The sequence below is a fragment of the Trichococcus sp. ES5 genome (assembly GCF_900067165.1).
GTDB classification, from domain to species: Bacteria; Bacillota; Bacilli; order Lactobacillales; family Aerococcaceae; genus Trichococcus; species Trichococcus flocculiformis.
Map to the genome: position 1 here is coordinate 86,034 of NZ_FJND01000005.1, position 24,872 is coordinate 110,905.

General features: G+C 47.4%; 21 protein-coding genes. 1 reads left to right on the forward strand and 20 read right to left on the reverse strand.

Features of this window, described 5'->3' with window-relative positions; genetic code table 11:
• Positions 1-11: 11 nt before the first annotated feature.
• The 5 genes from TES5_RS06135 to TES5_RS06155 all read right to left on the reverse strand — a co-directional run bounded on the left by TES5_RS06135 (position 12) and on the right by TES5_RS06155 (position 5,414).
• Complete coding sequence (locus TES5_RS06135; RefSeq protein ID WP_068560980.1) at positions 12-704, reverse strand: ComF family protein; 693 nt, start codon at positions 702-704, stop codon at positions 12-14.
• Positions 676-2,046, reverse strand: coding sequence for an ATP-dependent helicase ComFA (locus TES5_RS06140; protein WP_068560981.1), 1,371 nt, complete (start codon positions 2,044-2,046; stop codon positions 676-678). The genes TES5_RS06135 and TES5_RS06140 overlap by 29 nt, the downstream gene beginning before the upstream one ends.
• 80 nt (positions 2,047-2,126) lie before the next feature.
• Positions 2,127-2,726, reverse strand: coding sequence for an RNA 2',3'-cyclic phosphodiesterase (thpR, locus tag TES5_RS06145; RefSeq protein ID WP_068560982.1), 600 nt, complete (start codon positions 2,724-2,726; stop codon positions 2,127-2,129).
• 320 nt (positions 2,727-3,046) lie between these two features.
• The gene (locus TES5_RS06150; RefSeq protein ID WP_068560983.1) at positions 3,047-3,913 is read right to left on the reverse strand and encodes a DegV family protein; all 867 of its coding nucleotides are present in this window, start codon (positions 3,911-3,913) and stop codon (positions 3,047-3,049) included.
• A gap of 7 nt (positions 3,914-3,920) precedes the next feature.
• Positions 3,921-5,414: a UDP-N-acetylmuramoyl-L-alanyl-D-glutamate--2,6-diaminopimelate ligase gene (locus TES5_RS06155; RefSeq protein ID WP_068561059.1), complete on the reverse strand. Its 1,494-nt coding sequence runs from the start codon at positions 5,412-5,414 to the stop codon at positions 3,921-3,923.
• 161 nt (positions 5,415-5,575) lie between these two features.
• Here TES5_RS06155 and TES5_RS06160 point away from each other — a divergent pair, with 161 nt between their 5' ends.
• Entirely contained in the window at positions 5,576-6,247 is a 672-nt protein-coding gene (locus TES5_RS06160) for a YigZ family protein (protein ID WP_068560984.1), read from the forward strand.
• Positions 6,248-6,303: 56 nt separating this feature from the next.
• On the opposite strand, the gene TES5_RS06165 is transcribed toward TES5_RS06160, so the two are convergent.
• The 15 genes from TES5_RS06165 to groES all read right to left on the reverse strand — a co-directional run bounded on the left by TES5_RS06165 (position 6,304) and on the right by groES (position 24,872).
• Positions 6,304-7,401 (reverse strand): glycosyltransferase family 4 protein, encoded by a 1,098-nt coding sequence (locus TES5_RS06165; protein WP_232309298.1) that lies wholly within the window; start codon positions 7,399-7,401, stop codon positions 6,304-6,306.
• A 74-nt stretch (positions 7,402-7,475) separates the two neighbouring features.
• Positions 7,476-9,365 (reverse strand): LTA synthase family protein, encoded by a 1,890-nt coding sequence (locus TES5_RS06170; RefSeq protein WP_232309300.1) that lies wholly within the window; start codon positions 9,363-9,365, stop codon positions 7,476-7,478.
• Positions 9,366-9,390: 25 nt separating this feature from the next.
• On the reverse strand, positions 9,391-10,224 hold the full coding sequence (gene nadE, locus TES5_RS06175; RefSeq protein ID WP_068560985.1) for an ammonia-dependent NAD(+) synthetase: 834 nt from the start codon (positions 10,222-10,224) through the stop codon (positions 9,391-9,393).
• A 29-nt stretch (positions 10,225-10,253) separates the two neighbouring features.
• Positions 10,254-11,738, reverse strand: coding sequence for a nicotinate phosphoribosyltransferase (locus TES5_RS06180; protein ID WP_068560986.1), 1,485 nt, complete (start codon positions 11,736-11,738; stop codon positions 10,254-10,256).
• A gap of 239 nt (positions 11,739-11,977) precedes the next feature.
• Entirely contained in the window at positions 11,978-13,372 is a 1,395-nt protein-coding gene (locus TES5_RS06185) for a sugar transferase (RefSeq protein ID WP_068560987.1), read from the reverse strand.
• 233 nt (positions 13,373-13,605) lie between these two features.
• Positions 13,606-14,865 carry an argininosuccinate synthase gene (locus TES5_RS06190; protein ID WP_068560988.1) on the reverse strand — a complete coding sequence of 420 codons (1,260 nt, stop codon included), beginning with the start codon at positions 14,863-14,865 and terminating at the stop codon, positions 13,606-13,608.
• Between the two features lie 238 nt (positions 14,866-15,103).
• Positions 15,104-17,005, reverse strand: coding sequence for a PTS fructose transporter subunit IIABC (locus TES5_RS06195; protein WP_068560989.1), 1,902 nt, complete (start codon positions 17,003-17,005; stop codon positions 15,104-15,106).
• Between the two features lie 18 nt (positions 17,006-17,023).
• Positions 17,024-17,938, reverse strand: a complete 915-nt coding sequence (gene pfkB / locus TES5_RS06200) for a 1-phosphofructokinase (protein ID WP_068560990.1) — start codon at positions 17,936-17,938, stop codon at positions 17,024-17,026.
• Positions 17,938-18,687, reverse strand: a complete 750-nt coding sequence (locus TES5_RS06205) for a DeoR/GlpR family DNA-binding transcription regulator (protein WP_068560991.1) — start codon at positions 18,685-18,687, stop codon at positions 17,938-17,940. Before TES5_RS06205 ends, pfkB begins: the two co-directional genes overlap by 1 nt.
• A gap of 232 nt (positions 18,688-18,919) precedes the next feature.
• The gene (locus TES5_RS15530; protein ID WP_232309302.1) at positions 18,920-19,366 is read right to left on the reverse strand and encodes a group II intron maturase-specific domain-containing protein; all 447 of its coding nucleotides are present in this window, start codon (positions 19,364-19,366) and stop codon (positions 18,920-18,922) included.
• On the reverse strand, positions 19,297-20,211 hold the full coding sequence (gene ltrA, locus TES5_RS06215; RefSeq protein WP_232309303.1) for a group II intron reverse transcriptase/maturase: 915 nt from the start codon (positions 20,209-20,211) through the stop codon (positions 19,297-19,299). Before ltrA ends, TES5_RS15530 begins: the two co-directional genes overlap by 70 nt.
• A 600-nt stretch (positions 20,212-20,811) precedes the next feature.
• Complete coding sequence (locus tag TES5_RS06220) at positions 20,812-22,137, reverse strand: MATE family efflux transporter (RefSeq protein ID WP_068560993.1); 1,326 nt, start codon at positions 22,135-22,137, stop codon at positions 20,812-20,814.
• Between the two features lie 8 nt (positions 22,138-22,145).
• Positions 22,146-22,427, reverse strand: coding sequence for a metal-sensitive transcriptional regulator (locus tag TES5_RS06225; RefSeq protein WP_068560994.1), 282 nt, complete (start codon positions 22,425-22,427; stop codon positions 22,146-22,148).
• A gap of 518 nt (positions 22,428-22,945) precedes the next feature.
• Positions 22,946-24,559, reverse strand: a complete 1,614-nt coding sequence (groL, locus tag TES5_RS06230; protein ID WP_068560995.1) for a chaperonin GroEL — start codon at positions 24,557-24,559, stop codon at positions 22,946-22,948.
• A gap of 28 nt (positions 24,560-24,587) precedes the next feature.
• Positions 24,588-24,872 (reverse strand): co-chaperone GroES, encoded by a 285-nt coding sequence (gene groES, locus TES5_RS06235; protein ID WP_068560996.1) that lies wholly within the window; start codon positions 24,870-24,872, stop codon positions 24,588-24,590.

Consider the following 24,872-nt stretch of genomic DNA (forward strand, 5'->3'; position numbering starts at 1 on the left):
TTTATGATTTATTATCTTGCAATAGTAGTTGAACGGACCATTCTGAACCCATGCTTATACAGGAGTATTTTCGCATGGTAGAGCGTTCTTCCGGTAGTATAGACGTCATCAAAAAGGATAATTTCCTGCTGGAGATATTTTTCGTACCCCTCCAGCAATAAAAATGGTTGCATCGTCAATAGCCGTTCCTGTCTGTTTTTTTCGGACTGCTTTTCGCCGGCATGTTGGTTTCCCAAGAATTGTACGCAGCGGATGCCTGCTTGTCTCAGCATCTCCTCGCATTGGTTGAAGCCCCTTTCCTCATAACTGGCGTTTGAAATCGGCAGCGGCAGGAAAAGCGCTTGGGGATGCGTACTTTGGAGAGACTGCAGATCATTCGTGAAGACACCGGCAAGACGGTAATCACCCTGGAACTTGTAGCGTTGAAGCCAGTCCTTCACGATGCCCGTATAGGCATAGCAGGCATGATGCGCAATCGTCAGCTCCGGATAGCAGTTGCCCCATCTTCGGCAGTCCTCGCATGGGTCCGCGGATGATGCTTGCGGCCGCATGCATCCCGGGCATACGGTTTGCCCGGCTAAACGCGGCAATTTTTCCTCGCAGGATCTACAGACCCTTCCGCGATTCTTTTTCCCGAAACCGAAAAGTTCTTGAAGTGTCAATACTTCCCGGATCTCATTTTGGCAGAAGAGACATTGTCCCATTCAGCAGCCCCCTTCTTCCTGCGTCCCTGTTCATCATGCGGATTTGACGGACCGCCCCCTGGATTGCTTTCGTTTCGCCGTAGTGGGCAAAACAGACCCAGCCTGTCGGATAATCTTTGTGCCTGCCTGCCCTGCCGGCAATCTGCACCAACGAAGCTTCCGTAAAGACCCTATCTTCTGCTCCAAGTACGATGACATCGATATCCCTGAAAGTCACCCCGCGCTCCAATATGGTCGTCGTCATCAAAAAATCATATTCCTCGGACCGCATTTTTTTTACTTTTTCCTCGCGGTCAGGGTCGCTCGCCGAAACGCAGGTGAAGCGCTTGTCCGGAAAAAGTTCCCGCAGCCAACCGTCCAGTTCTTCCATCAGCTGGATGTGCGGCAAAAACAGCAGAAAGCGCCTGTCCGTTTGGAGTTGCCTGCGGATAAGCTTAAGGAAAGGGGCCATTTTCTTCTTACTGATGGCCTTGCGCCAATCTCCGATCCACAGACACTCAGGTTCGGGCAATGCAAAGCCGTGATAACGCGCCGGCAAGACTGTCGCCGCCAACTTGTCTCGCTTGATGTCGTTTTGCATCATCTGTGAAGGCGTCGCAGTCAAATAAATCAGCGCACTCGCTTTTTTTCTGGACTTTTGCGCCCCGAACTGCAGGCCCAAATCATCGTGATACGGGAAGGAATCGATCTCATCGATGATCAGTAGGTCGAACGCTTCGCGGAAGCGCAGCAGTTGATGGGTCGTGGCGATGACGAGCGGCGTATAGCTGTAACCATCCTCATTGCCTCCGTACAGCAAGGCCATCGGAACGGCTGGGAATGCCTGCTTGATCCGGGGTGCCAGTTCCAAACAAACATCCACGCGCGGGGAGGCAAGACAGACTCTACCACCTTTGCGCAGGCAGGCTGCAATCCCCTCAAAAATCATCTCAGTCTTTCCGGCACCAGCGACGGCCCAGATCAGTCGTGTCTCTTCAGCCTGGACCGTTTCCACGATTTCTTCCGATGCACGTTGCTGTTCCGATGACAATTGGCCCTGCCATTGCAGAATCGGCTCAATGGGCCGTTCAAAAGCATTGATTTCCGGCAGATGATGGAGCACTGTACAGCTTTTGATTTTCCCCATATTCAGGCAACTTAAACAATAAAAGCAATCCGTTCCACAGGAGCACGGCGCTGCCTGCATTTTTTTCCGGTCCTGGTTTCCGCAGCGATTGCATATCCGTTTCCCGTTCGCGCTGGTCAATCCGGGGCGTTTCTCGGCCAGGATCAACAGCGCTTCTTCGGCGTTGCGGCACTCGCTCCTCGTCAATTCCCTGCCGTACAGTTCCTTCCCGTCCATATCATCCTCCCTTTCGCTTTCCTTATTAACATACGCAGAAAAAGCCGCTCCGCTTCCGCTGATCGGCGAAATGGGACGGCTTAGGATTTTTCAGTTTCCTCTCGGGAATCGATCCGGTCGGTTGCTGCAGCTTGTCCGGCGAAAGGAAAATCAGCGATTGGGCGATAAACAAGTTTTCCGTCCAGCCGAACACTTTCGAATAGCGTCAGCGCAGCGACGGTTATTTTTTGATCCGGGGGCAGCGGAACTTTGCTGAGCTCTTCCCACTCTTGCCACAATACAATCCCCCGGCCGAGCGTGAGGTGCGGAATGAACGCCACCTCATCAGCCATTGCTACTTTTTGCCCCAGCAAGGAATCGTTCTGCTGTTCGTAGAGCTGCTGGAGTCGGCTGTTTTCTTTGGTGCCCAGCCAGACGATCCACTTGTTTCTTTTGGAAAAGTAACCCAGACCATTCGTTTCAACCAAGAATGGCAGCTGACTTTCAGCGCAGCGGGCCAGCCCCGTTTCGATTGCACTTCTCTGATCCGGGTCCACTTCCCCGATGAACCGCATCGTCAAGTGGAAGTTGTTTGGATCCGTGAATGACCCTTTGATGCTGGCGCGGATCACTTCCTTCTGGAAATCAACCAACTGTTTTTTGACGGCACTAGGCAATTTGACACCGATGAATACCTTCACGACTGCACCCCGCTATCCGCTTTGTGAGAAAAGCTGAACGGGTTCGTTCAGCCCTGAAAGAAATTTAGGAAATCTGACCCTGAATGAGCATCGTAGAGCGCAATGGGTCAGATTTATCTAATTTCCGAAGGGCTTACCCGTGAAGCTGGACATCATTTTAGGTGCATGAAACATTTTACAAACTTATGAAACACCTATGGTGATGCATTTTTCACTCTGGAAAATTTTATAAATTCCTATATGTTAAAAAAACAGGAAGGACAGAACCTTATTGGCCCTTCCTCCCGAATGAATGTGTGATTGCCGCACCTATTTGTTGCTTATATCGGATAGCTCAATTCGGTATCTTCCGTCCAGGTCAACCCCAGCGCGCCTTCACCTAAGTGCGTCCCGATGACTGGACCGAAATAACTCAATTCAAACCGGATATCCGGAAACTCTTGCTGGAGGTGTTCCAACCAAGCCTGCCCCTTTTCGGGAATATTCCCATGGATGACAGTTGCGATAATCGGATAATCAGCCTTTGAAGCCGCTTGACCCAAAAGTTCTTCTATCCTTCGCAACGCCCGTGCATTGGTTCTGATTTTTTCGAAAACAACTATCTTTTTGTCAGAAAAATGCAGCACTGGCTTGATTTTCATGATGGAACCGATGACGGCCGCTCCACCCGAAAGCCTGCCACCACGTTGCAGGTTCATCAGATCGTCCACCATAAAATAAGCACGGGAACGTTTCTTCATATGTTCTAAACGCGCCATGATCTGCTCCGGTCCGATATCGACAGCAGCCAGCCTTGCTGCCTCCAAAACGAATCTTGCCTGCACATAGCAACTGATTTCAGAATCAAAAGGGTGAATGTTGAATTCAGGGTATTCCCTGCTTAAAGCAGCAGCATTCTGGTATGTGCCACTGATGCCGCTTGAAAGATGGATGCTGATGATTGCATCATGTTCCTTTGCCAATTCTTCATACAGCTGATGCATGGCACCCACTGCGGGTTGAGAACTTTTCGGGAAATCTTCAGCAGATTTCATCAAGGAGTAGAAGTCCTCTGCAGCCAAATCTATTTCTTCCTGATACGATTTTGCTCCAATATTCACGACTAACGGCAGCATGTGAATATGGTGCTGTTGGCGTGTTTCAGCCGTCAAATATGCGGTACTGTCCGTAACTACTGCAATTTTCATAGAATCCTCAAACTTTCTGCTCATTGCGCAATTCAATCGCTTCAGCCGCCACTTCACTGTCCAACAGGCGGATCATTGTGCCTCTATCGTTGTAGTCAGCCTCATGTCCACGTCCCAACAGGATAACCGTATCTCCCGGTTCTGCGATGGCGATGGCATGTTGGATGGCTTCCTTGCGGTTTTCGATGTATTCATAATTGTCCTTTTCGATGCCGGCCAGCATCATCGCGATGATTTGTTCCTGCGGTTCTTTCCCGGTATCGTCCGTCGTCAGGATCACATAGTCCGAGAGTTCCGTACCGATGCGGGCCATAATCGGACGTTTTTCATGCTCCCGTTCCCCTGCACCGCCGAAAACGGAAATGACCCTTCCTTGCGTGAATTCGCGCACCACGCCCAATACTTTTTCCATCGCGTCGGGCGAATGGGCAAAATCGACATAGACACCGATGTCATTCGCGCCAGGAACGATTTCCAGCCTGCCTATGACGCCAGCCAATGACGTCACCGCTTTTGTAGCATCCTCCAAAGGAATGCCTAAAGCATAGACCGCCGCCAACGCAGCCAAGGTGTTGGAGACATTATAAAGTCCCACCAGATTCGTTACGACCGGATAGCGTTCCCCATTGACGACCAGATTAAAGCGGGTCTGGGTGCGGCTGTAGGTGATATCCGTCGCGAAGAAATCAGCTGTCTCATCCTTCACGCTATAAGAAATGACTTCCGCCGCCGTAGCGATGCGATAGCTGTGGATCGTTTCATCATCTGCATTCAGTATCGCCGCTTTCGTCCGTCCGTTTTTGCGGCCGTTGCCCAGTTGCGAGAAGAGCAACTTTTTCGCTTCGGCATAAGCTGCCATCGTGTGATGGAATTCCATATGTTCATGCGTCAGGTTGGTCATGACGGCGACATCCAGGTCCAGCCCCCATGCTCTGCCCATTTCCAAAGCGATCGAGGACAGTTCCAGAGTGAAGTATTCCGTTTCCCGCTCTGTCATGAGGTGCAGGGCTTTTTGCATCGTGATGCTGTCGGGCGTCGTATTTTTCGTTTTGTGCACCTCGTCACCGATATGCATTTCGATGGTGCCCATCAACCCGGTTTTTTTGTCCATCGCCTTAAGGATGGCTTCCACAAGGTACGTGACTGTCGTCTTTCCGTTTGTCCCTGTGACGCCGATGACTTTCATCGATTCACTCGGATAACCATAAAAGTGATTCGCAAGCAGACTCATCGCTTTACCCGTATCCGGAACATAGACAACCGGGACATTCGCTGCCGCTTTTTGAATATCCTTGTGGGCAACAATCACACCCGCACCGTTGGCGACCGCTGTCTCTACGTAATTGTGGCCATCCACTTGCGTCCCGTCGATGCAGATAAACAGATCCCCTGATTGGATATCACGGGAATCCTGACTGATTTTTCCAATATTCAATTCGGGATCCAAGCTCCCGATAAGTTTCTTCATTTTGAGTACATCGATTAAATCTGTAACTTTCACGCAGATCACCTTTCCATCGACCTCTGGGGCCGTTTGGTATATTCCTTTTAACAATACCACAAATGGAAATGTTCGGAAAGTCCCTTTCCTTGTTCGTGCGCTGTCATCCTACCGCTGCTGTGGTAAAATGGGACTGAATAACTTATTGGAGGATAATAGCTATGCTGACAACGTATCACACTATCGCAAAGAGCGGCGTTTCCGAGATCGTCATCAAGGGTTCACGCTTCATCTGCAGCCTTAAACGCGTCCATTCCGAGGACGAGGCCAAAGCATTCATCCAAGCCGTCAAAAAAGAGCATTGGAAAGCAACGCATAACTGTTCCGCATACCTGATCGGCGACCAGAACGAAATCCAACGCGCCCATGACGACGGCGAGCCATCCGGAACAGCTGGTGTCCCGATGCTGGAAGTACTCAAGAAAAATGATTTGCGTTACGTCGCTGCGGTCGTCACCCGTTATTTTGGCGGGACAAAATTGGGTGCGGGCGGATTGATCCGTGCCTACAGCCGATCGGTATCGACGGCCTTGAAGGACATCAGTATCGTTGTCCGCAGCCTCCAGACTAAAGTCGGCTGCATCGTTTCCTATTCCGCATCCGGAAAATTAGAGAATTACTTGGCGCAATCAGCGTACACGCTGATTGAGGCACAATACACCGACCAAGTTTGTTTCTTGTGCGGAATCCCTTCTGAAGACATCAGTCAATTTCAGAGCTCCCTTACGGACGTGATGAACGGCCGTGTTGTCTTTGAAATCGGCGAAGAGGATTATGTGGAGCGTCCGATTTCTCCAGCCTACAATGATGCTGATGAAGGCGAAATCGAATAGAATCTGAACGAAAAAATGAACAAGCCATGACAGCCACCTAGGCTCTCATAGCTTGTTCATTTGTTTTTTTCGTCCTTTTCCCTCAGCAGGCGATACAACATTTTTCGCAATTTGGAACGGTTGCTGTCCAACAAATTGAAGGAGGCAATGAAGAGCACCACTCCATAGATCAAACCGACTACCAAAACCATCGTTCCCCAGAAAGAAGAAATCGGGAACAGGATAGCGGTCAAAGAAAAGATGATCGCCAAAGCATAGATGACCAAAACAGTCTGGCGGTGCGTAAAACCAAGTAGCAATAAGCGGTGATGTAGGTGACTTTTATCCTTCGCGCTGATGGAACGTTTATGCAAAGTCCGGCGAAGGACGGCAGCGATCGTGTCCGTCAAGGGAACGCCGAGAATGGCCACCGGTATCAGCAGCGATACGAAGGTGGCATGTTTCAAACCGAACAAGGACAGCACTGCGATCATAAAGCCTACGAACAAAGATCCCGTATCCCCCAGAAAAATCGAAGACGGATAGAAGTTGAATGGCAAAAAGCCCAACAAACTCGCGACCAAAAGGAAGATCATGACAACAGCGGTTATGCCCATATGCGAGGTGAAAAAATAGCTGACGAAACCCATCGTCGAGAGGGAAATGATCGAAGTCCCCGTCGCCAAACCATCCAGCCCGTCCATCAGATTCACCGCATTCGTGATGACCACAATCCAAAGCATCATCACCAAGTAACCCGCTTCATGGAATTCGATTGTTCCGAAATAATCCAAAGTCAGGCTGTCTATTTTAATGTCTGTAAAAAAATAGAGGACATTCGCCGCAGTGAGGATGCCGATCATTTTTTGCCAGGGCCTCAGATCATAAGTATCATCGATGATACCCGTCACAAGAATGATCAGCGAGCTCAAAAACATGACTTCCGCAAAACCGGAACGATTACTCAGAGGAACCCCAAGGAAAAACGCGCCCCAATAAGCTGCAAATATAGCCACGCCTCCCATAGTCGGCGTTTCCTTTATATGCACTTTCGCTTCGGAAGGTTTATCCATCCAGCGGAACCGCCTCGCTGCCGCACGGAACAGATAGGTGAACAACGTACTCGCCAGAATCGTCGCACCGAAAAGAAGCGTAAAATATATAAAAAAACTCACCGGATCCCTCCTTTCATCCTATATTTCCTTAATCATAGGCGATTCCGGTTCTACATGCAAATCGGCCATCTTTTTCAATCGGCGATTCGATAAAAACCATTTGCTTCCGCGTATCGATTTCCAGTGGTCGTGTCGTACTGGATGAGGTCATAATCCGCCAACAGGCTTCTTGCCTGCTCGGACAGTCCCTCTCGGCTCGAGACATATTCCCCGGTGTTGCCATTCACATAAAGCGCCTTTTCAAAAGCTGGCACCTGTTCCTGTAGCGCCATCAACAGGGCTTCAAAAGCAGTAACACGGCTGCTGCTCAATTCCAGCACTTCCGGCAAGAAATAGATAGGACTGGTGACCCCCAGATCCTTATGGACTTCTTGCATATTGCTGTAGATGAACAGAGGCGTCTCATGCATATTTTGAAGTGTATTCAGCGCGTAAAGTTCCTCGCCGAAAACACTTGGCCAATGATCCCCCCAAAAAACAACGATGGTTGGCTCATCCCACTCCTGGAGGGTAGCCAGCAATTCCGCCAAGGCTTGATCGCTGTACTGAAGATCCTGCAGATAGTTCCGGATCGACTGGCTGGCTATACCTGTTTCAGCAACAGAAGGGATAGCTGTGTATTTATCCTGGTAAGGGGTATGGTTCTGCATCGTCACTAAGTGGATAAAATCTTTTTCTGCGCTGGCTTTCAGGATAGCCGTTATTTCAGCGTAAGCTGCTGCATCCGAAATATACGGATTGGTGTCCAACTTTGCCGTATTCGCCATCGTGTCCTCGTAGAGGAAGGTGTCAAAACCCAAAGCCTCATAGTTCTCCAGCCGCTTGTACATGGTCGTATTGTAGGGATGGATGGCGGTAGTCCTGAAGCCTGCCTGTTCCAAACGGGATACGATGGAAGGGAAATTGTCTCGGGAAGACAGAAATTGCGTATACGGCGTTGTGATGTTTGCGGCGAAAGGTTCCATCGAAAAGCCCGTCAAAGCCTCAAATTCGATATTGGCGGTCCCGCCGCCATAGCCTTGGGACAACAGCTCGCCACTATAGCTTGTGTCCATCAAAGCTCGCGTGAACGGAATCGGATCAGTTTGAAGATCCAAGCCCACCAACTCAAGCGGGTCCGCAAAACTTTCATTCATGATGTAGATGACATTCGTTTCAGGCAAAGCTACCATTCTATTTGTATTGATTTCGTCAGCCAGTTGTTGATAGGTTGCTTTCAACACATCGATTTTTTCCTGCGAATAGTCCGCCGGCAGCTCCATTGGCGCAGCCGAAAGGTTGTATAGGAAGCCGGCAACAAAGCCGGTGTTGTAGTAATTCATCTGTTGGCTGTACGGAATCCAATAAGCCGTCCGGTCATAGGCTTTCTTCAGCAGGTTGCCTTCCTGCTGGAACTGGCCGGCATAGCCGAGCGCCATGCTTGTTGTTATCAGAATCAGCACGCGCGATTTCCATCCCAATTTAACGGTTTTCTTGGACTTGGCCTGAAGCAGGGAATAAAGCACAAATGCCAGAAACAGCAGGAACACCAGGCTCAATGCCGCCAACGTCCGTCCGTTCAGCATCTCCAAAAGGAAAGTGGCCTCCGTCAGCATCTTCAAATCGCTCGGATAAACGGGCTCGTTGCGCTGCAGCATCTTCTCATAGGTCGCCATCCCGAGGATTCCTCCCGACAGCACCAGCAAGGCGTTCGCCAAGCGTATGTTCCCTACCAGCGCCCAAAGCCATAGACCCAGCATCACCAATACGCCCGTACTGATCAAGAACTTCTCGGTATGCCAAGCGAATACAAAATTCACGACCAGTCCGGCGTCCAGATCGTTTTGAGTCCATTGAAGAAAAAGATGGACAACGAATACGGTCACCAACAAGCTGAAGCAGTGCAAGAGCAGGATATTCCCCCTGCTTTTGCACTGCAGCTTTTGCTTTTCTTTCATCATTTTAAGTCGTTTGCTTATTTTCACTGCAAAACCCCACTATCTGAGCAGATTAGGCTTCTTTCCAAAAACTATCGTAGACTGTTATCGGCAAATGACGTTTATGTTCTGTCTTCGTGTACCAGCCTTCGATGACTTCAGCGTCCTTTTCCGGTATTTCCCTTCCTTCCAGATACGCATCGATCATCTCGTATGTCACGCCCAAAGCTACCTCGTCAGGCAAAGCGGGACGATTTTCTTCCAAATCCGCTGTCGGTACTTTTTCATAGAGATTTTTCGGCGCACCCAATTCCTGTAATAGTTGGCGACCTTGACGCTTATTCAACCGCCAAATCGGCAATAAGTCGGCTGCGCCGTCCCCGAATTTTGTGAAGAAACCGGTCACGGATTCTGCCGCGTGATCCGTTCCCAGAACAGCCCCGCTGCTGTCGCCGGCTATCGCGAACTGAACGATCATACGTTGACGTGCTTTGATGTTGCCTTTATTGAAGTCGGTGATCGTAAGGCCCGCTTCCTCAAGCGCATCGAGTGCAGCGTCAGCCATTTCCTTGATGTTGACGACCAATTTTTGGTCAGGTGAGATGAAGTCAAGCGCAGCCTGAGCATCGTGTTCATCAAATTGAATACCGTAAGGGAGGCGCACAGCGATGAATTGGTAACTTTCGTCGCCGGTTTCGTCACGCATTTCCTGGATCGCCAACTGGGCCAATCTGCCCGTCAAAGTGGAGTCTTGACCTCCGCTGATTCCCAAAACGAATGCCTTCAAGAATGGGTGTGCCGCTAAATAATCTTTCATGAAATCGATGCTGGTGCGGATTTCCTCTTTAGGATCGATTTCCGGTTTTACTCTTAAAGCAGCAATAATTTCTTTTTGTAATGGACGCATCGCTATTCCCCCTTGATTGATCTGATTGGTTATTTAGTGTTTTCCAATAATGATGCTTCTTCTTTTATTTGCTTTTTGATTTCCTTGATTGTAGCCATCTTATGATCGTATGTCTTCTGGGACAAGTCGACCGGATAGTCTTCCGGATTCAGGATACGTTTGTATTCATCCCACAAGCCGCTCATCTGCGCTTCCGAGAATGCTTTTACTTCTTGGAGCGACGGCAATTCATATACAAGTTTACCTTCTACGATGATATCCTGCAGAATAGGGCGCGCTTCAAAGTCGGTGATGGTTTTGTTGATGTAAGTGAAGACAGGATGGAACATATACAGTTCCGACTCTTGATCGGGTTGTTCTTCCCAAAGCGCAATGTAGTCTCCTTCCGACTTACCGTCGCGCTTGCGGGTGATCCGCCATACTTGTTTTTTGCCCGGTGTGGAGACTTTTTCGGCATTGCTGGAGATTTTCATCGTATCCACCATTTGGCCGTTCTCATCCGCGATCGAGACTAATTTATAGACCGCCCCAAGCGCAGGTTGGTCATAAGCGGTGATCAGTTTGGTGCCGACACCCCAGACATCTATTTTTGCGCCTTGCATCTTCAGGTTCAAGATTGTCAGTTCATCCAGGTCGTTCGATGCGTAGATTTTTGCATCGGTAAAACCTGCCTCGTCCAATTGTTGGCGGACTTTTTTTGAAATGTAGGCCATGTCTCCGCTGTCTAGGCGCACGCCGAGGAAATTGATCTTATCGCCCATTTCCTTCGCCACTTTGATGGCATTTGGCACACCTGATTTCAACGTATCGTAGGTATCCACAAGGAAGACACAATCCTTGTGGGAATGCGCATAAGCCATAAAGGCATCATAATCATTGCGGTAGACCTGCACCATCGAATGCGCATGCGTACCTGAGGCGGGAATACCGAACATTTTAGCAGCCCGGACATTGCTCGTTGCATTGAAGCCAGCGATATAGGCTGCACGGGTGCCCCAAATGGCGGCATCCATTTCCTGCGCTCTCCTGGAACCAAACTCCATCAGTGGCTCATCATTACAGACATAGCGCAGTCGGGCGGCTTTTGTCGCTATCAGCGTCTGGAAATTTACGATATTCAATAAGGCTGTTTCGATCAATTGGCATTCCGCTAATGGACCTTCCACCTGGACGATCGGTTCATTCGCGAATACGAGATCACCCTCCAAGGCGGAACGGATCGTGCCCGAGAAACGGAAATTTTTCAGATACTCCAAAAAACCTTCATCGTAACCGACATGTTCACGCAAATAGGCGATGTCGGTGTCCGTAAAGCGCAGGTTCTGAAGGTAGGATACGAAGCGTTCAAGCCCCGCATAGACGGCATAGCCATTATTGAACGGATACTTCCGGAAGTACAGTTCAAAAATGGCATGTTTTTCGGTAATGCCTTCATCCCAATAAGTCTTCATCATGTTAATTTGGTACAAATCAGTATGCAAAGCTAAACTATCATCGTTATAATCATAACTCATCCAACTCACTCATTTCATCTTTGATCGTACGCCTCCGCATTCTGTCGCGGTACAGCAGAAGGAAGTGCTCTATTTACCTATTGTAACGCAATTCCTCACACATTTCCGCTTTTTTGTCCAAAATTCATCAGATTGATTATAGTGATCGGCCCGCATTCCGGCAAATACAACCGGCATTTCTGCGTAAACAAAAAACCATCCTGGCGGGCGGAAAAATGCCCGCCAGGATGGTTTGCTATTTAATAAATGACTCTGATGCCGCGTGCTTCAATTTCTTGCTCGGTCAGAATCTCCCGTTCGCTTTCATCGACTCCGCGGGATGATACTTTATCAAACAAGATTTTGACGGTCTGCAGCATGATTTTCAGATCCAGTATCAAGGAATATTTCTTGATGTAGATCAGATCGAAGTTCAGCTTGCTGTTGAAATCGGAAGCGTACTTCCCATACACTTGCGCATATCCGGTAATTCCGGCACGCACATTGTGGCGCAGATAATAATGCGGATTCAGTTCCTTGAATTGATCAACGAAGAAAGGACGTTCCGGCCGGGGACCGACCAGGGACATATCGCCCAGCAATACGTTGAACAACTGCGGCAGCTCATCGATGCGCAGAGAGCGGAGATATTTACCGACTTTCGTTACGCGCACATCGTTGCTTGTTGCCAAAACCGGTCCTGACTCTTTCTCGGCGGTCACACCCATGCTGCGGAACTTCAGAATTTCGAATTCCTTGCCATCTTTGGTGATGCGTGTCTGCTTGTAGAACACGGGACCCTCAGAACTCTTCTTCACCAAGATGGCCGTAACGACCATAATCGGCGAGGTAATGACGATACCGATGAGCGCAACTGCGATATCGATGATCCGCTTCATAAGGCCATCTTCTGCCGGAATACGGAACGGGGACACTTCGATGATGCTTTCATCTTCGATATTCATCATATTCGGATTGACCATGATCAAGTTTTCGAAACTGGTATTCAGAAACATCTTTTTCTCTTTGCTCGTCAACAAATCGTATATTTTCAGTTTTTCGGATTCCTCAATCTGACTCGCTAAGTAGACGATATCCATTTCTTCCAGGTGCCGCAGAACATTTTCGTAGTAATCAGACAAAACAACATGTGTCACAACATGGCGTATGCTTTTTGTATTCGTAAAATTGTCGACTGCCGCGAATACTTCCTTTTCCATCCCGACAATCATGACCCGTTTGCTGCCGCTCACGCGTTGGTACATTTTGAATACCATCACGCGGAAGATGAACAGTATGATTGTTCCCACAAAGAAGTTGATCAGGATGACCGACCGCGGGAACGCCAACCAACGCCCGGCAAAAGTCAGCGCCATGATGATCAATGAGAGGACGAATTGTCCGATGACCGTGATGAACAAGAAGTCACTGATCGATTTGTTATAAAAGATATACGTACCGAACAGGATGTTGACGATGATGAAGATCACCGATACATAGACGATGCTTCCCTGAAAGGCATCGAAGTTTATCAATGGTATATTTCTTCCGAATTTTAAATAAAAAGATAGCAGCAATGATCCGATGAACAACAGCATATCAACGATGCCTATGATAATTTTACGGGCTTTATTCCATTCACCTGTTTGATTCACGCTTAATCTCCTCCTCCTTAGACTTGCTTGATATGAATGCATTCATTTTATCATAGTTTATTCTTTTGCGATATGAAAGTTTAGACAGACAACACCCCTCCAACCGTGTACAAGCGCATATGATTAAGGGAGGAATATCAGACAACTGAAAAAGAACGTCCACATCAGCTTCTATTGCCTGATGTGGACGTTCCTGAGCGGATCAGTTGTCGACAAACACTAATACCGGTTGATTATTTTAATAGGTCCTTCAATTCTTCATGTGTCGCTTGGCCTTCAGCCTGCTCTTTCATCACGCGGATCGATGTAGGCAAGCCGAACAAGCGGATGAAGCCGGCTGCATCGGTATGGTTGTATACATCGTCGCTTTCGAATGTTGCAAAGCTTTCGCTGTACAATGATTTCGCGCTGACAACGCCAGCATCAGTGATATTGCCTTTATACAGCTTCATTTTTACGAAGCCTTCAACATTTTGTTGCGTTTCGTCAACAAAGGCACCCAATGCTTTGCGCAATGGCGTATACCACAAGCCGTTGTAAACAAGCTCCGCATATTTGTTGGCAAGCAATTGTTTGTATTGGTAGGTATCTTTGTCCAGGCAAAGTTGTTCCAGTTTGTCGTGGGCATGGTACAGCACAGTTCCGGCTGGCGTTTCATAAACGCCTCTTGATTTCATGCCGACCAAGCGGTTTTCCACGATATCAATGATGCCGACGCCGTTCGCACCAGCGATCACGTTCAATTTCTCAATCAATGCGATGCCGTCCATTGCTTCCCCGTTCAGACTGACGGGAACGCCTTGCTTGAATTCCAGAGTCACATAAGTTGCTTCGTCAGGCGCTTTCTCAGGCGTCACACACATTTCCAGGATTTTATCGTAATCAGGCTCATTGGCTGTCATTTCCAGATCAAGGCCCTCATGCGATAGATGCCACAAGTTTTTATCTTTTGAGTAGTTTGTTTCCAAAGTAATCGGAAGCGGCACGTTATGTGCAGCAGCATACGCAAATTCATCTTCTCTGGAAGTCAGTTCCCATTCTCTCCAAGGAGCGATGATGGTGATGTTCGGATCGAATTCTCTGATGCCGACTTCAAAACGGACTTGGTCGTTCCCTTTCCCTGTTGCACCGTGAACGATTGCATCAGCATTTTCCAAGTGCGCGATCTCTACCATTCTTTTGGCAATGATCGGACGGGCGAAAGAAGTCCCCAATAAATATTGTCCTTCGTACTTAGCGCCTGCTTGCAATGTCGGCCAAATGAATTCTTCGACGAATTCTTTCTTCAAGTCTGCAACATACAACTTCGATGCGCCACAGTTGATGGCTTTTTCTTCCAATCGGCTGTAGTCGTCACCTTGTCCTACGTCTCCTACTACGGCGATTACTTCACAGTTGTTGTAATTCTCTTTTAACCAAGGGATGATGACGGACGTATCCAATCCACCTGAGTAAGCCAAAACCACTTTTTTGATTGATTCCTTTGCTGCCATGCTTTTACCTCCTTATACAGATTCAATATCCGTTGCTTTTATGCATGAACTGATATCTACATTTTCGTTTATTCAACAATATGCATTATAGCATATCTGCCATGAAAATCATCCCATTTTTTTACGTTATTCTCATTTATCTGTCATACTCTTTTCATTTATAAGGCTTATTTTCCGAACAGCAAAAAGAGAACAGCTAGGGAAATACCCTGTCTGTTCTCTAAATGAGTGATTCAATTTATTTTACGACTTCTTGTGTCTTATCTTGTTTCCAAAGACCTAACATCAAGGCTGAAACGACTGTACCGATCAATAAAGCCAACAAGAACATTAGTGGACGGTTGGCCAATGTGATTACGAACAAGCCACCATGTGGTGCAGGGATCGAAACGGCCCATAGCTGCGTCAAACCACCTGCAATCGCTGAACCAACGATAGATGATCCGATAACGCGCATCGGATCTGCTGCAGCGAATGGAATCGCACCTTCAGTGATGAAGGACAGACCCAACAAGATGTTGGAAAGACCGGATTTTTGTTCGATATCCGTAAATTTATTTTTGAAAAGCAAGGTTGCGATACCGATTGCCAACGGAGGAATCATCCCGCCAGCCATTACAGCTGCCATCAAGCTGCCATCGCCAGTATCCGTGAAGATACCGATTGAGAAGGCATAAGCTGCTTTGTTGAAAGGACCACCCATATCGATTGCCATCATACCGCCAAGAACAGCACCCAACAGTACTGCGTTACCCGTACCCAAGTTTTCCAGGAAAGTGATCATAGCTGTATTGATTGTGGAGAAGACAGGACCTACCAAGAAGTACATCAACAAGCCAGTGATCAATAGCCCGAACACAGGGTATAAGAGAATTGTCTTCATGCCATCCAAGGTACGAGGCAATCCTTTAAAGGCTTTCTTCAGATAAACCATGATGTAACCGGCCAAGAAACCAGCAATCAATCCGCCCAAGAATCCAGCATTTGCTTGCACAGCCAAGTAACCGCCCGCCATACCTGGGAGTAATCCTGGTCGATCTGCTATACTCATTGCAATGTAACCAGCCAAAATCGGAATCAGGAAGCTGAATGCTGCTCCACCAATTGCCATAAAGGAAATGAACAACGGACTATCTGAACCGAATGAAGTTTCGAACAGGAAGGAAATCGCAATCAGGATACCACCACCGACAACAAACGGCAACATGTGTGAAATACCGTTCATCAAGTCTTTGTAGACTCTTCCGATGATAGAAGGCTTCTCATCGCTTTCATTTACAGCGAAGATATCTCCTTCGACATTCAGGATCGGCGCTTCCTGACGCATTGCTTTCGTAATCAATTCTTCCGCTTTATTGATGCCATCGCTTACCGGTCTTTGCAGAACGTGTTTGCCGTTGAAGCGCGCCATCTCAACTTTTTTATCAGCCGCCACGATGACCCCATCGGCACGGCGGATTTCGTCTGCAGTCAATAGGTTCTTGACGCCGTCTGACCCGTTCGTTTCAACGCGGATATCCACGCCCATTTTTTCAGCCATTTGTTTCAATGAATCTTCAGCCATATAGGTGTGTGCAATCCCGGTAGGACATGCCGTTACCGCAATGACAAAAGGTTTTTTCGTTTCGGTTGCTGCTACTGGGGCTGCTTTTGCAGCTGCTTCAGCTTGCTCTTTGGCTTCACGTGCAGCTTCTGCTGCTGCGAATAACCCTTGCACATCTTCTGGGGTCTGAGCTTTTTTCAATGATGCAGTGAAATCAGGATTGATGAGTAAACGGGATAATGACGCCAAAACTTCCAAGTGAACATTATTTGCGCCTTCCGGAGCCGCGATCATGAAGAACAGATGTGCTGGTTGACCGTCCAACGAAGCATAGTCCACACCGGCTGCACTTTTAGCAAAAACAACAGCTGGTTTCACGACTGCTTTGTTTTTGGCATGCGGCATTGCGATGCCATCGCCCAAACCAGTGGACGTTTGTGATTCACGCTTCATGATGCCCTCTTTGTAGACTGCAACATCATTGATGATGCCGTTGGCGGAAAGACTTGCGATCATTTCATCGATGACGCCCTCTTTGGTTGTTCCTTGCAAATCCATAATCATCAATTCTTTTAATAAAATATCATTGATTTTCATATTAATAAGTTCTCCTCCCTATAGCTGACTGATAGTGACTTGTTTGACTAGAGCATCAATTTCTTCGCGTTTGGCTAAATCGTCGGCAAAAGCGGTCGCGCTTCCGCAAGCGATGCTGACTTTGAATGCTTCCAACGGGTCGTGCGTCTTCGTGTATGTCCCGACAAATCCAGCGATCATCGAATCTCCGGATCCGACTGAGTTTTTAAGTACCCCTTTCGGTACTGTCCCATGGTAAACACCTTCCGGAGTGAAAAGGATTGCTCCTTTAGCGGCCATCGAGATGATCGCGTACTGCGCTCCAGCTTCAAGCAGCTTCTTCCCGTAAGGCAAGATATCCTCATCGGTTTCGAAAGTAGTATCGAACAATTCCGCCAATTCGTGGTGGTTCGGTTTTACCAATAACGGATGGTACGGCAAGGCATTCTTCAATTCCTCTCCGGTCGTATCGATCAGGAACGGGATGCCTTTGTCCGTCAATCTGCGGATGATGGTCTGATAGTAATCGTCAGGCAAGCTTGTAGGTTTGCTTCCCGCTAAGACTACGATGTCGTTTTCCGGATCAAGCGTATCGAATTGTTTCAGGAATTCTTCGGCGACTGCAGGCTCGATATTCGGGCCCGGCCCGTTCATTTCCGTCTCCATTCCTGACTTGATCTTGACATTGATGCGGGTCGCTTCATCCACATGCGTAAAGCGTGTTTTGCTGTTTTCTGCTTCCAACCAGTCTTCGATGTATTTTCCGGTGAAACCACCCAGGAATCCCAAAGCGGTGTTTTCCACTTCCAATTCATTCAGGATGCGGGAAACATTGATGCCTTTGCCCCCCGGAAGTTTGAAATCCTGTTGGATACGATTCACCTCACCCAACTGGATAGCGGGCAAATGGACGATGTAATCGATGGATGGATTTAATGTTACTGTATAGATCATTATTCAGCCTCCCAAATAGTTGTACTGTCTTTCAGGTTACGTTTGATTTCCGACGGGACATTATGGCTGATGATGCCGCAATCCTCAATATCGCAGACCTTCACAAAACTGACTTGCTTGAACTTCGAAGCATCCGCTACGACATAGCTTTGTGCGGCATTCTCAATGGCTATCCGTTTGATGGCCGCTTCCTCGGTGTCGGGCGTCGTGAATCCGTACTGCTTATCGATGCCGTTGATGCCAAGAAAAGCTTTGCTGAAACGGTAATTTCTCATTTGCATTTGGCTGACTGGTCCGATGACTGCTTTTGTCTCCATCTTGATTTTGCCGCCGATAAGGATTGTCTCGAGTTGCAGATCCGATAATAAACTGGCATGCGGGACGCCATTTGTGACGACGAGGATGCTCTTGCCTTTCAGGAAAGGAATCATCTCATAGGTGGTCGATCCGGCATCCAGAAAGATGATGTCTTGATTGCTCACTAATTGAGCGGCTTTTTCGGCAATCCGTTGTTTGTCCCGAACGTTTTTGGACGTTTTATCTTCCATCCTATCTTCAGCGGAAACACTGTAGTTTCTCTTTGCTCCGCCATGGACACGAACCAAGAAACCAGCCTCTTCAAGAGTGCTTAAATCCCTTCGTATCGTTGATTCAGAACTTCCAGTCTGATCAACAAGCTCCTGTAATTTTACAATGTTGTCTCTGGCTAAAGTGTCTAGAATGATTTTATGCCGCTCATCTGTAAGCACTTTCTATCACCTCTCGAACAAAAATATACCACCAACGCGTGAATAAATCAATCATTTTCCTTCAAAAACATTAATTTTCATTCAAAAGCATCCAGACTGGGATGGACTGAAATTATTTGGATATGTTTTCATCAATAAATTGGATGATTATATATTCATTTCGAATCGAGTAGGAGGAGCCAAAGGCTCCGACCTCTCACACCACCGTGCGTACGGTTCCGTACACGGCGGTTCAATAACTTAAGTATCTACGCTGGTATAGTTGATTGAGGTCTTTCAGACCCCAACTAGCCAGCCTTTTTTTGTTAATGGCCCGGTGAATGGTCTGGTTCTTAGACATTCTCCAGTAGCCTTTACGGGAATTCGCAACTTTCCAAACTTCTTCTCTATCAATGCCATAACACATCAATCCGTAGAAGCGGGTAGAGACTCTTTTCCATCTCTTCCAAATTAGCTGCCTTAGGCGATGATTCAGCCATTGAGCCGTTTCCCTGATAAAGTTTTTCATATCACCAATGCCATAGTAGTTTATCCATCCTTGCGTATACTGATTGATTTCTTTTACTATGTCTTGAAAGGTTCCTGGTCGTTTCCGACTGGTTAGCTGTTTTAATCGTTTTCGGAATTTCTGTTTAGCCGTCTTATGTGGACGGCTTCTGACTTTCCCATCGTTTTCCAAATGGTGAACCCAAGGAATTTAGCACTACCTGGGGTAGTGACTTTACTCTTATCGGTATTCACCGTCAGTTTCAGTTTCTTCTCAAGGAAGGTAGTGACACTAGCTAGCACCCGTTCTCCCGCACGAGGAGTCTTGGTGTATATGCAGAAATCATCCGCATAACGAACGAAGCGATGGCCACGTTTTTCCAATTCCCTATCCAGCTGATTGAGATAGATATTGGCTAATAGCGGGGAAATTACCCCTCCTTGAGGGGTGCCTTTGTAGGATTGGATAAACACATCCTGTTCCATGATGCCAGAACGAAGAAAACTCCAGATTAACTTCAGTACAATCTCGTCTTGTATGAATTCCCTCAGATACACCATCAGTTTTTGATGATTGACTGTATCGAAATAATTCTTCAAGTCACAATCGACGATTGTTTTGTATCCTTCTTCAATGTATTTCTCAGCTTGTTTAATTGCATCATGCGCGCTTCTTCCTTTTCGAAAACCGAAACTATACCTGGAAAAGTTTGGGTCAAACAGCGGTTCAATTATCTGTAAGATAGCCTGTTGAACAACTCTATCTCTCACTACAGGAATTCCCAGATTACGCATACTGCCATTTTCCTTGGGTATGGATACCCGCTTGACCGGTTGTGGCTTGTAGGTCCCATCCAACAATTTTGCAATGATCGCCTTTTGGTACTTGCCCATATGTTCATCTATTTCCTGAGCCGTAATGCCATCAATACCTGCAGCGCCTTTGTTTTTGTAGACTTTCTCGCAGGCAATGACTAAATTCCTTGGTGTTGCGATTCTCTCGATTAACGTGATACCATCTTGTTTCTTCATATCCATGCTGTATCTCTCTACGCTTCTCCATATCTCTTTCGTTTCCAACTTATCTCTTCTGGAGATAGCCGCCATTTCGGTCTATACCACGACGTTTTCTGTAGTGCCGAGATACATTCACCTCCTTGTTTCTATCAAGATTATTATTGTTCAGCCCTTCGTGACCCTATGGTCACTACTATGGCTTCTGCTGACTTCTTATGACAAGCTTTACTCCATGATTCCTCATGTCCATAAGACCTCCCCGGGTAAGAATGATAACCTTCCACTCGTGTCACTGCCTCATTTACTGTAAGAGATTCGTGCAGTATAGGATTTTACTTTGTACAGCAAGCTCGTCCGTCTCTATCCAGCCTTATATGAGATGTCTGTTCGTCAGTGCGAGTATTTGCGTCCGACTTCCTTCAGATTCCACCTCACGGTGGACACCATTGTCATTCGCTAACAGTTCCTACTGCAAAGCCTGTAGTGGACTTTCACCACCAAGTTATCACCCATGCCGGGCACACTATAAAAATAAATACGGCCCTCAATTCTGTTTGAATTGAGGGCCGTATTTATATTTTTGTTGCTGAATTTGATGCCTTGAAGGTTATTTGTCATCCCTCAACCAGATGCATGGCTACGCGCTGAGATGTTTTTCCTGAATCTGAAGGCCAAAAACAGTGAGCGTATGTAAAGATCGATCCCGATCGAAACCCAGACGCCGGCAATTCCCCAACCCAACACTCTTCCCAAAATAATCACACCGATTATGCGCAAACACCACATCCCAAAAGCTGTGCTGTACAATGGCGATTTGGTATCGCCCATGCCTTGCAGGGAACCTGTCGTGATCAGGCTGATCGCAAGTCCCGGTTGGTTGAATGCATCTATTCTCAGGGCTGTCACGATTTGATCGATTGCCTCAGCATCCGAGGTGAACAGTGCGGCAAAATAAGGTGAACCCACAAACAGAATGATCCCCAAGAAACTCATGATGAGTACACCAAATGCTGCCGATAGGATCGCGACACGTTTCGCCTCCTTGAAATCCAATGCGCCTGTACTGTTGCCGACAAGAGTGGTGGCAGCAGTGGCCAACCCGTATGCAGGCATATACACAAAGCTTTCGATATTTCCCGCGATGGAATGCGCCGCAAAAGTCTTTGCGCCGATCGCAACGATCAATCCAAAATAGACTACTTGCCCCACCCGCATGACCAACCTTTCAAGCGCTGCCGGAATCGAAAGCCTCACTAATGGCGCATAATCACTTTTCACAAAAATGGATTTCAGCTCGAATGAAACAGGGGACTTCTTTATCTGTTTGTACAACAGCACGCACCCCAGCATTCTTGCCACTGTTGTGCCTATCGCAGTCCCGACAACGCCCAGAGCCGGAATCGGTCCGATACCAAAAATCAGAATATAGTCCAAACCTACATTCAATACATTTACGATTACGCTGACCTGCATGGGGGACTTAGTATTTCCGGATGCCCGCAGGATGCTACCGAAAATGGTCATGACCGCCAAAAAGACTGAATTTCCCCCGACAATGTAGAAAAACGCAGTGGAATAAGCCATCACTTGGTCAGCGGCGCCCATCAGCCCCAAAAGCGTTTTCCCGAAAGTAAGCGTCAGTAACCCAAACAACAAGCCGATGATCACTGCGGAAAATGTTGACTGTTCCGCAATTCGGACAGCGCCGGCCCTGTCCTTTGCCCCTAGTTTCTGGGCTATCAGGGAAGAAGTTCCGACCCCTAATGCTATGAATATCGCCAAATACACATTCAGGATCGTATTGGCAACGCCGACTGCCGTAACGGCCATAAGCCCTATCTTAGCTATCAGCAGCGTATCAACGAAGCCAACCAACGTCTGCAGCAGATTTTCGATTGTAGCAGGAATTGCCAAATTCAGAATTCTCTTTCCAGTGCTTTCTTCCATATTATCACCTAGTTCATCTTATTGTATTGCGCAATCACTTTTTGCAGTTTGTTCATTTCTTCATCCAAGTCAGCACCTTCGCTTACGTGCATCAGAGCATGCTCTGTTTGGGCCTCCAGAAGGATATGGCTGATTTTCTGGATGGCCGATCGGGTCGAATTCAATTGGATGATGACGTCAACGTACTCTTTTTCTTCGAGGATCATTTTTTTGATTCCTGCTACTTGTCCTTCGATCCGATTCAAACGTTTAACCAGACTTTCCGTTCTGTGTTCCTGTGAATGAGACATACGTTGCACCTCTTGTTCATATAGGATATGCCCCCATAGGGCATATAAAATTATATAAAAAAATTCATCAGGAGTCAATACCACAGTTGAAGCACTCTCACTTTAAAAAATCTGCAGAAAAAAAGACCAATCAGCCAAAAGCAGGCTGGTTGGTCCTTAATTTCGTTAGTGCTCGATTTCTAGAGTGGGATTCATCGTATCCTATAGTTGAGTTCTGATTCGCAGATACCGCTCCCGTTTTGTCATGGCTCTTGCGATTTTTAATTGCTTAGAGACATGATAAACTTGACCGTTACAGTCACAGTGCGTCCTTGCGTAGTGAACAAAAGAGGTTCCCTTCATGATTCGCTCCAACGTACGGGTGGCTAAATGCGAATCATCACATCCTGTTAGAACGGTTCTGAATCCTAGAGTTCTCCGCCTAAGCTGAAATCACCACCTCGACCAAAACCAGGTCGTGGTGGTGATTTCCTCTTAGTGCTCAAACTCTGAGCTCAGGATTCATCACACACTGTTTTTTACATCATGCCCATGCTTGGGTCCATTGATGGGGCTGTGGCTGGGGCTGGACGGTCGGCTACGATCGCTTCTGTCGATAGGATCAGGGCAGCTACGCTGGCTGCGTTTTGTAAAGCGGAACGTGTCACTTTTGTAGGATCCACGATTCCTGCTTCGATCATGTTCACCCACTCATCGGTTGCGGCGTTATAACCCATACCAACTTCAAGTCCTTTGATCTTATCGGCTACAACAGAGCCTTCTTTACCAGCATTTTCAGCGATTTGTCTCACTGGCTCTTCCAATGAACGCGCTACGATGCGCGCACCTGTTGCTTCGTCGCCGGTCAGTTCCAACGCTTCAACGCGTTTTTGAACGTTGATTAAAGCTGTACCACCACCGGATACGATACCTTCTTCAACAGCGGCGCGGGTTGCATTCAAAGCATCTTCGATACGCAGTTTGCGTTCTTTCAATTCAGTTTCGGTAGCAGCTCCGACTTTGATGACGCCGACGCCACCTGATAATTTCGCAAGACGTTCCTGTAATTTCTCACGGTCAAACTCTGAAGTTGTCTCGGCTGATTGCGCACGGATGACCGCAACACGCTGTTCGATGGCTTCTTTTTCGCCGGCTCCTTCAACGATGGTTGTGGAATCTTTGGTTACGACAACTTTACCTGCACGACCCAAATGTTCTACGGTAGTATCCTTCAATTCCAAGCCTAAATCCTCAGCAATAACGGTACCACCTGTCAGGATTGCGATGTCCTGCAGCATTTCTTTACGGCGGTCACCGAAACCAGGTGCTTTGACTGCCGCTACATTGAATGTTCCGCGCAATTTGTTCAATACTAATGTAGGCAACGCTTCGCCGTCAACATCATCAGCAACGATCAACAATGGGCGACCTTGTTGCAGGATTTGTTCCAATAAAGGCAAGATGTCTTGGATATTGGACAATTTACGATCCGTGATCAGGATATAAGGTGCTTCCAATTCTGCTTCCATTTTGTCGTTGTTGGTGACCATGTATTGCGATAGGTAACCGCGGTCGAATTGCATCCCTTCAACAACATCCAACTCGGTTTCGATCCCTTTTGACTCTTCGATCGTGATGACTCCGTCGTTGCCGACTTTCTCCATTGCTTCCGCAATCAATTCGCCGATTTCTTTCGATCCGGACGATACAGCAGCTACCTGAGCGATCGACTCTTTTGAATTTACGGTTTGGGAAATTTCTGCCAAGCCTTTTACGGCTGCTTGAGTAGCCAATTCGATACCGCGACGGATGCCTACCGGATTTGCGCCTGCTGTAACGTTCTTCAAACCTTCACGAACGATCGCTTGTGTCAAAACAGTGGCAGTCGTTGTACCGTCACCAGCAATGTCGTTTGTTTTGGAAGCAACTTCGGAAACCAATTTCGCTCCCATATTTTCGAAACGGTCTTCCAATTCGATTTCTTTGGCGATTGTCACTCCGTCATTCGTGATCAATGGAGAACCGTACGCTTTTTCTAAAACAACGTTGCGGCCTTTAGGTCCTAATGTCACTTTTACGGTATCTGCTAAGATATCCACACCACGAAGCATTGCTGCTCTTGCGTCTTCTGAAAATTTAATGTCTTTAGCCATTTATCGATTCACCTCATGAATTTTATTTTTAGTCCAGGATTGCTACGATGTCGCTTTCTTTGATCACTAAGTATTCTGTGCCTGCATATTTGACTTCTGTGCCTGCATACTTTTCGAAAAGGACAGTATCCCCCGCCTTTACGGTCATTTCGATGGTTACGCCGTTATCCGTCACGCGGCCTGCTCCTACAGCAATAACGGTACCGGTTTGGGATTTTTCTTTAGCGGACGACGGTAAAACGATGCCGCCTACAGATTTTTCCTCTTCTTTGGCAACTTCTACAATAACACGGTTTCCTAATGGTTTTAACAA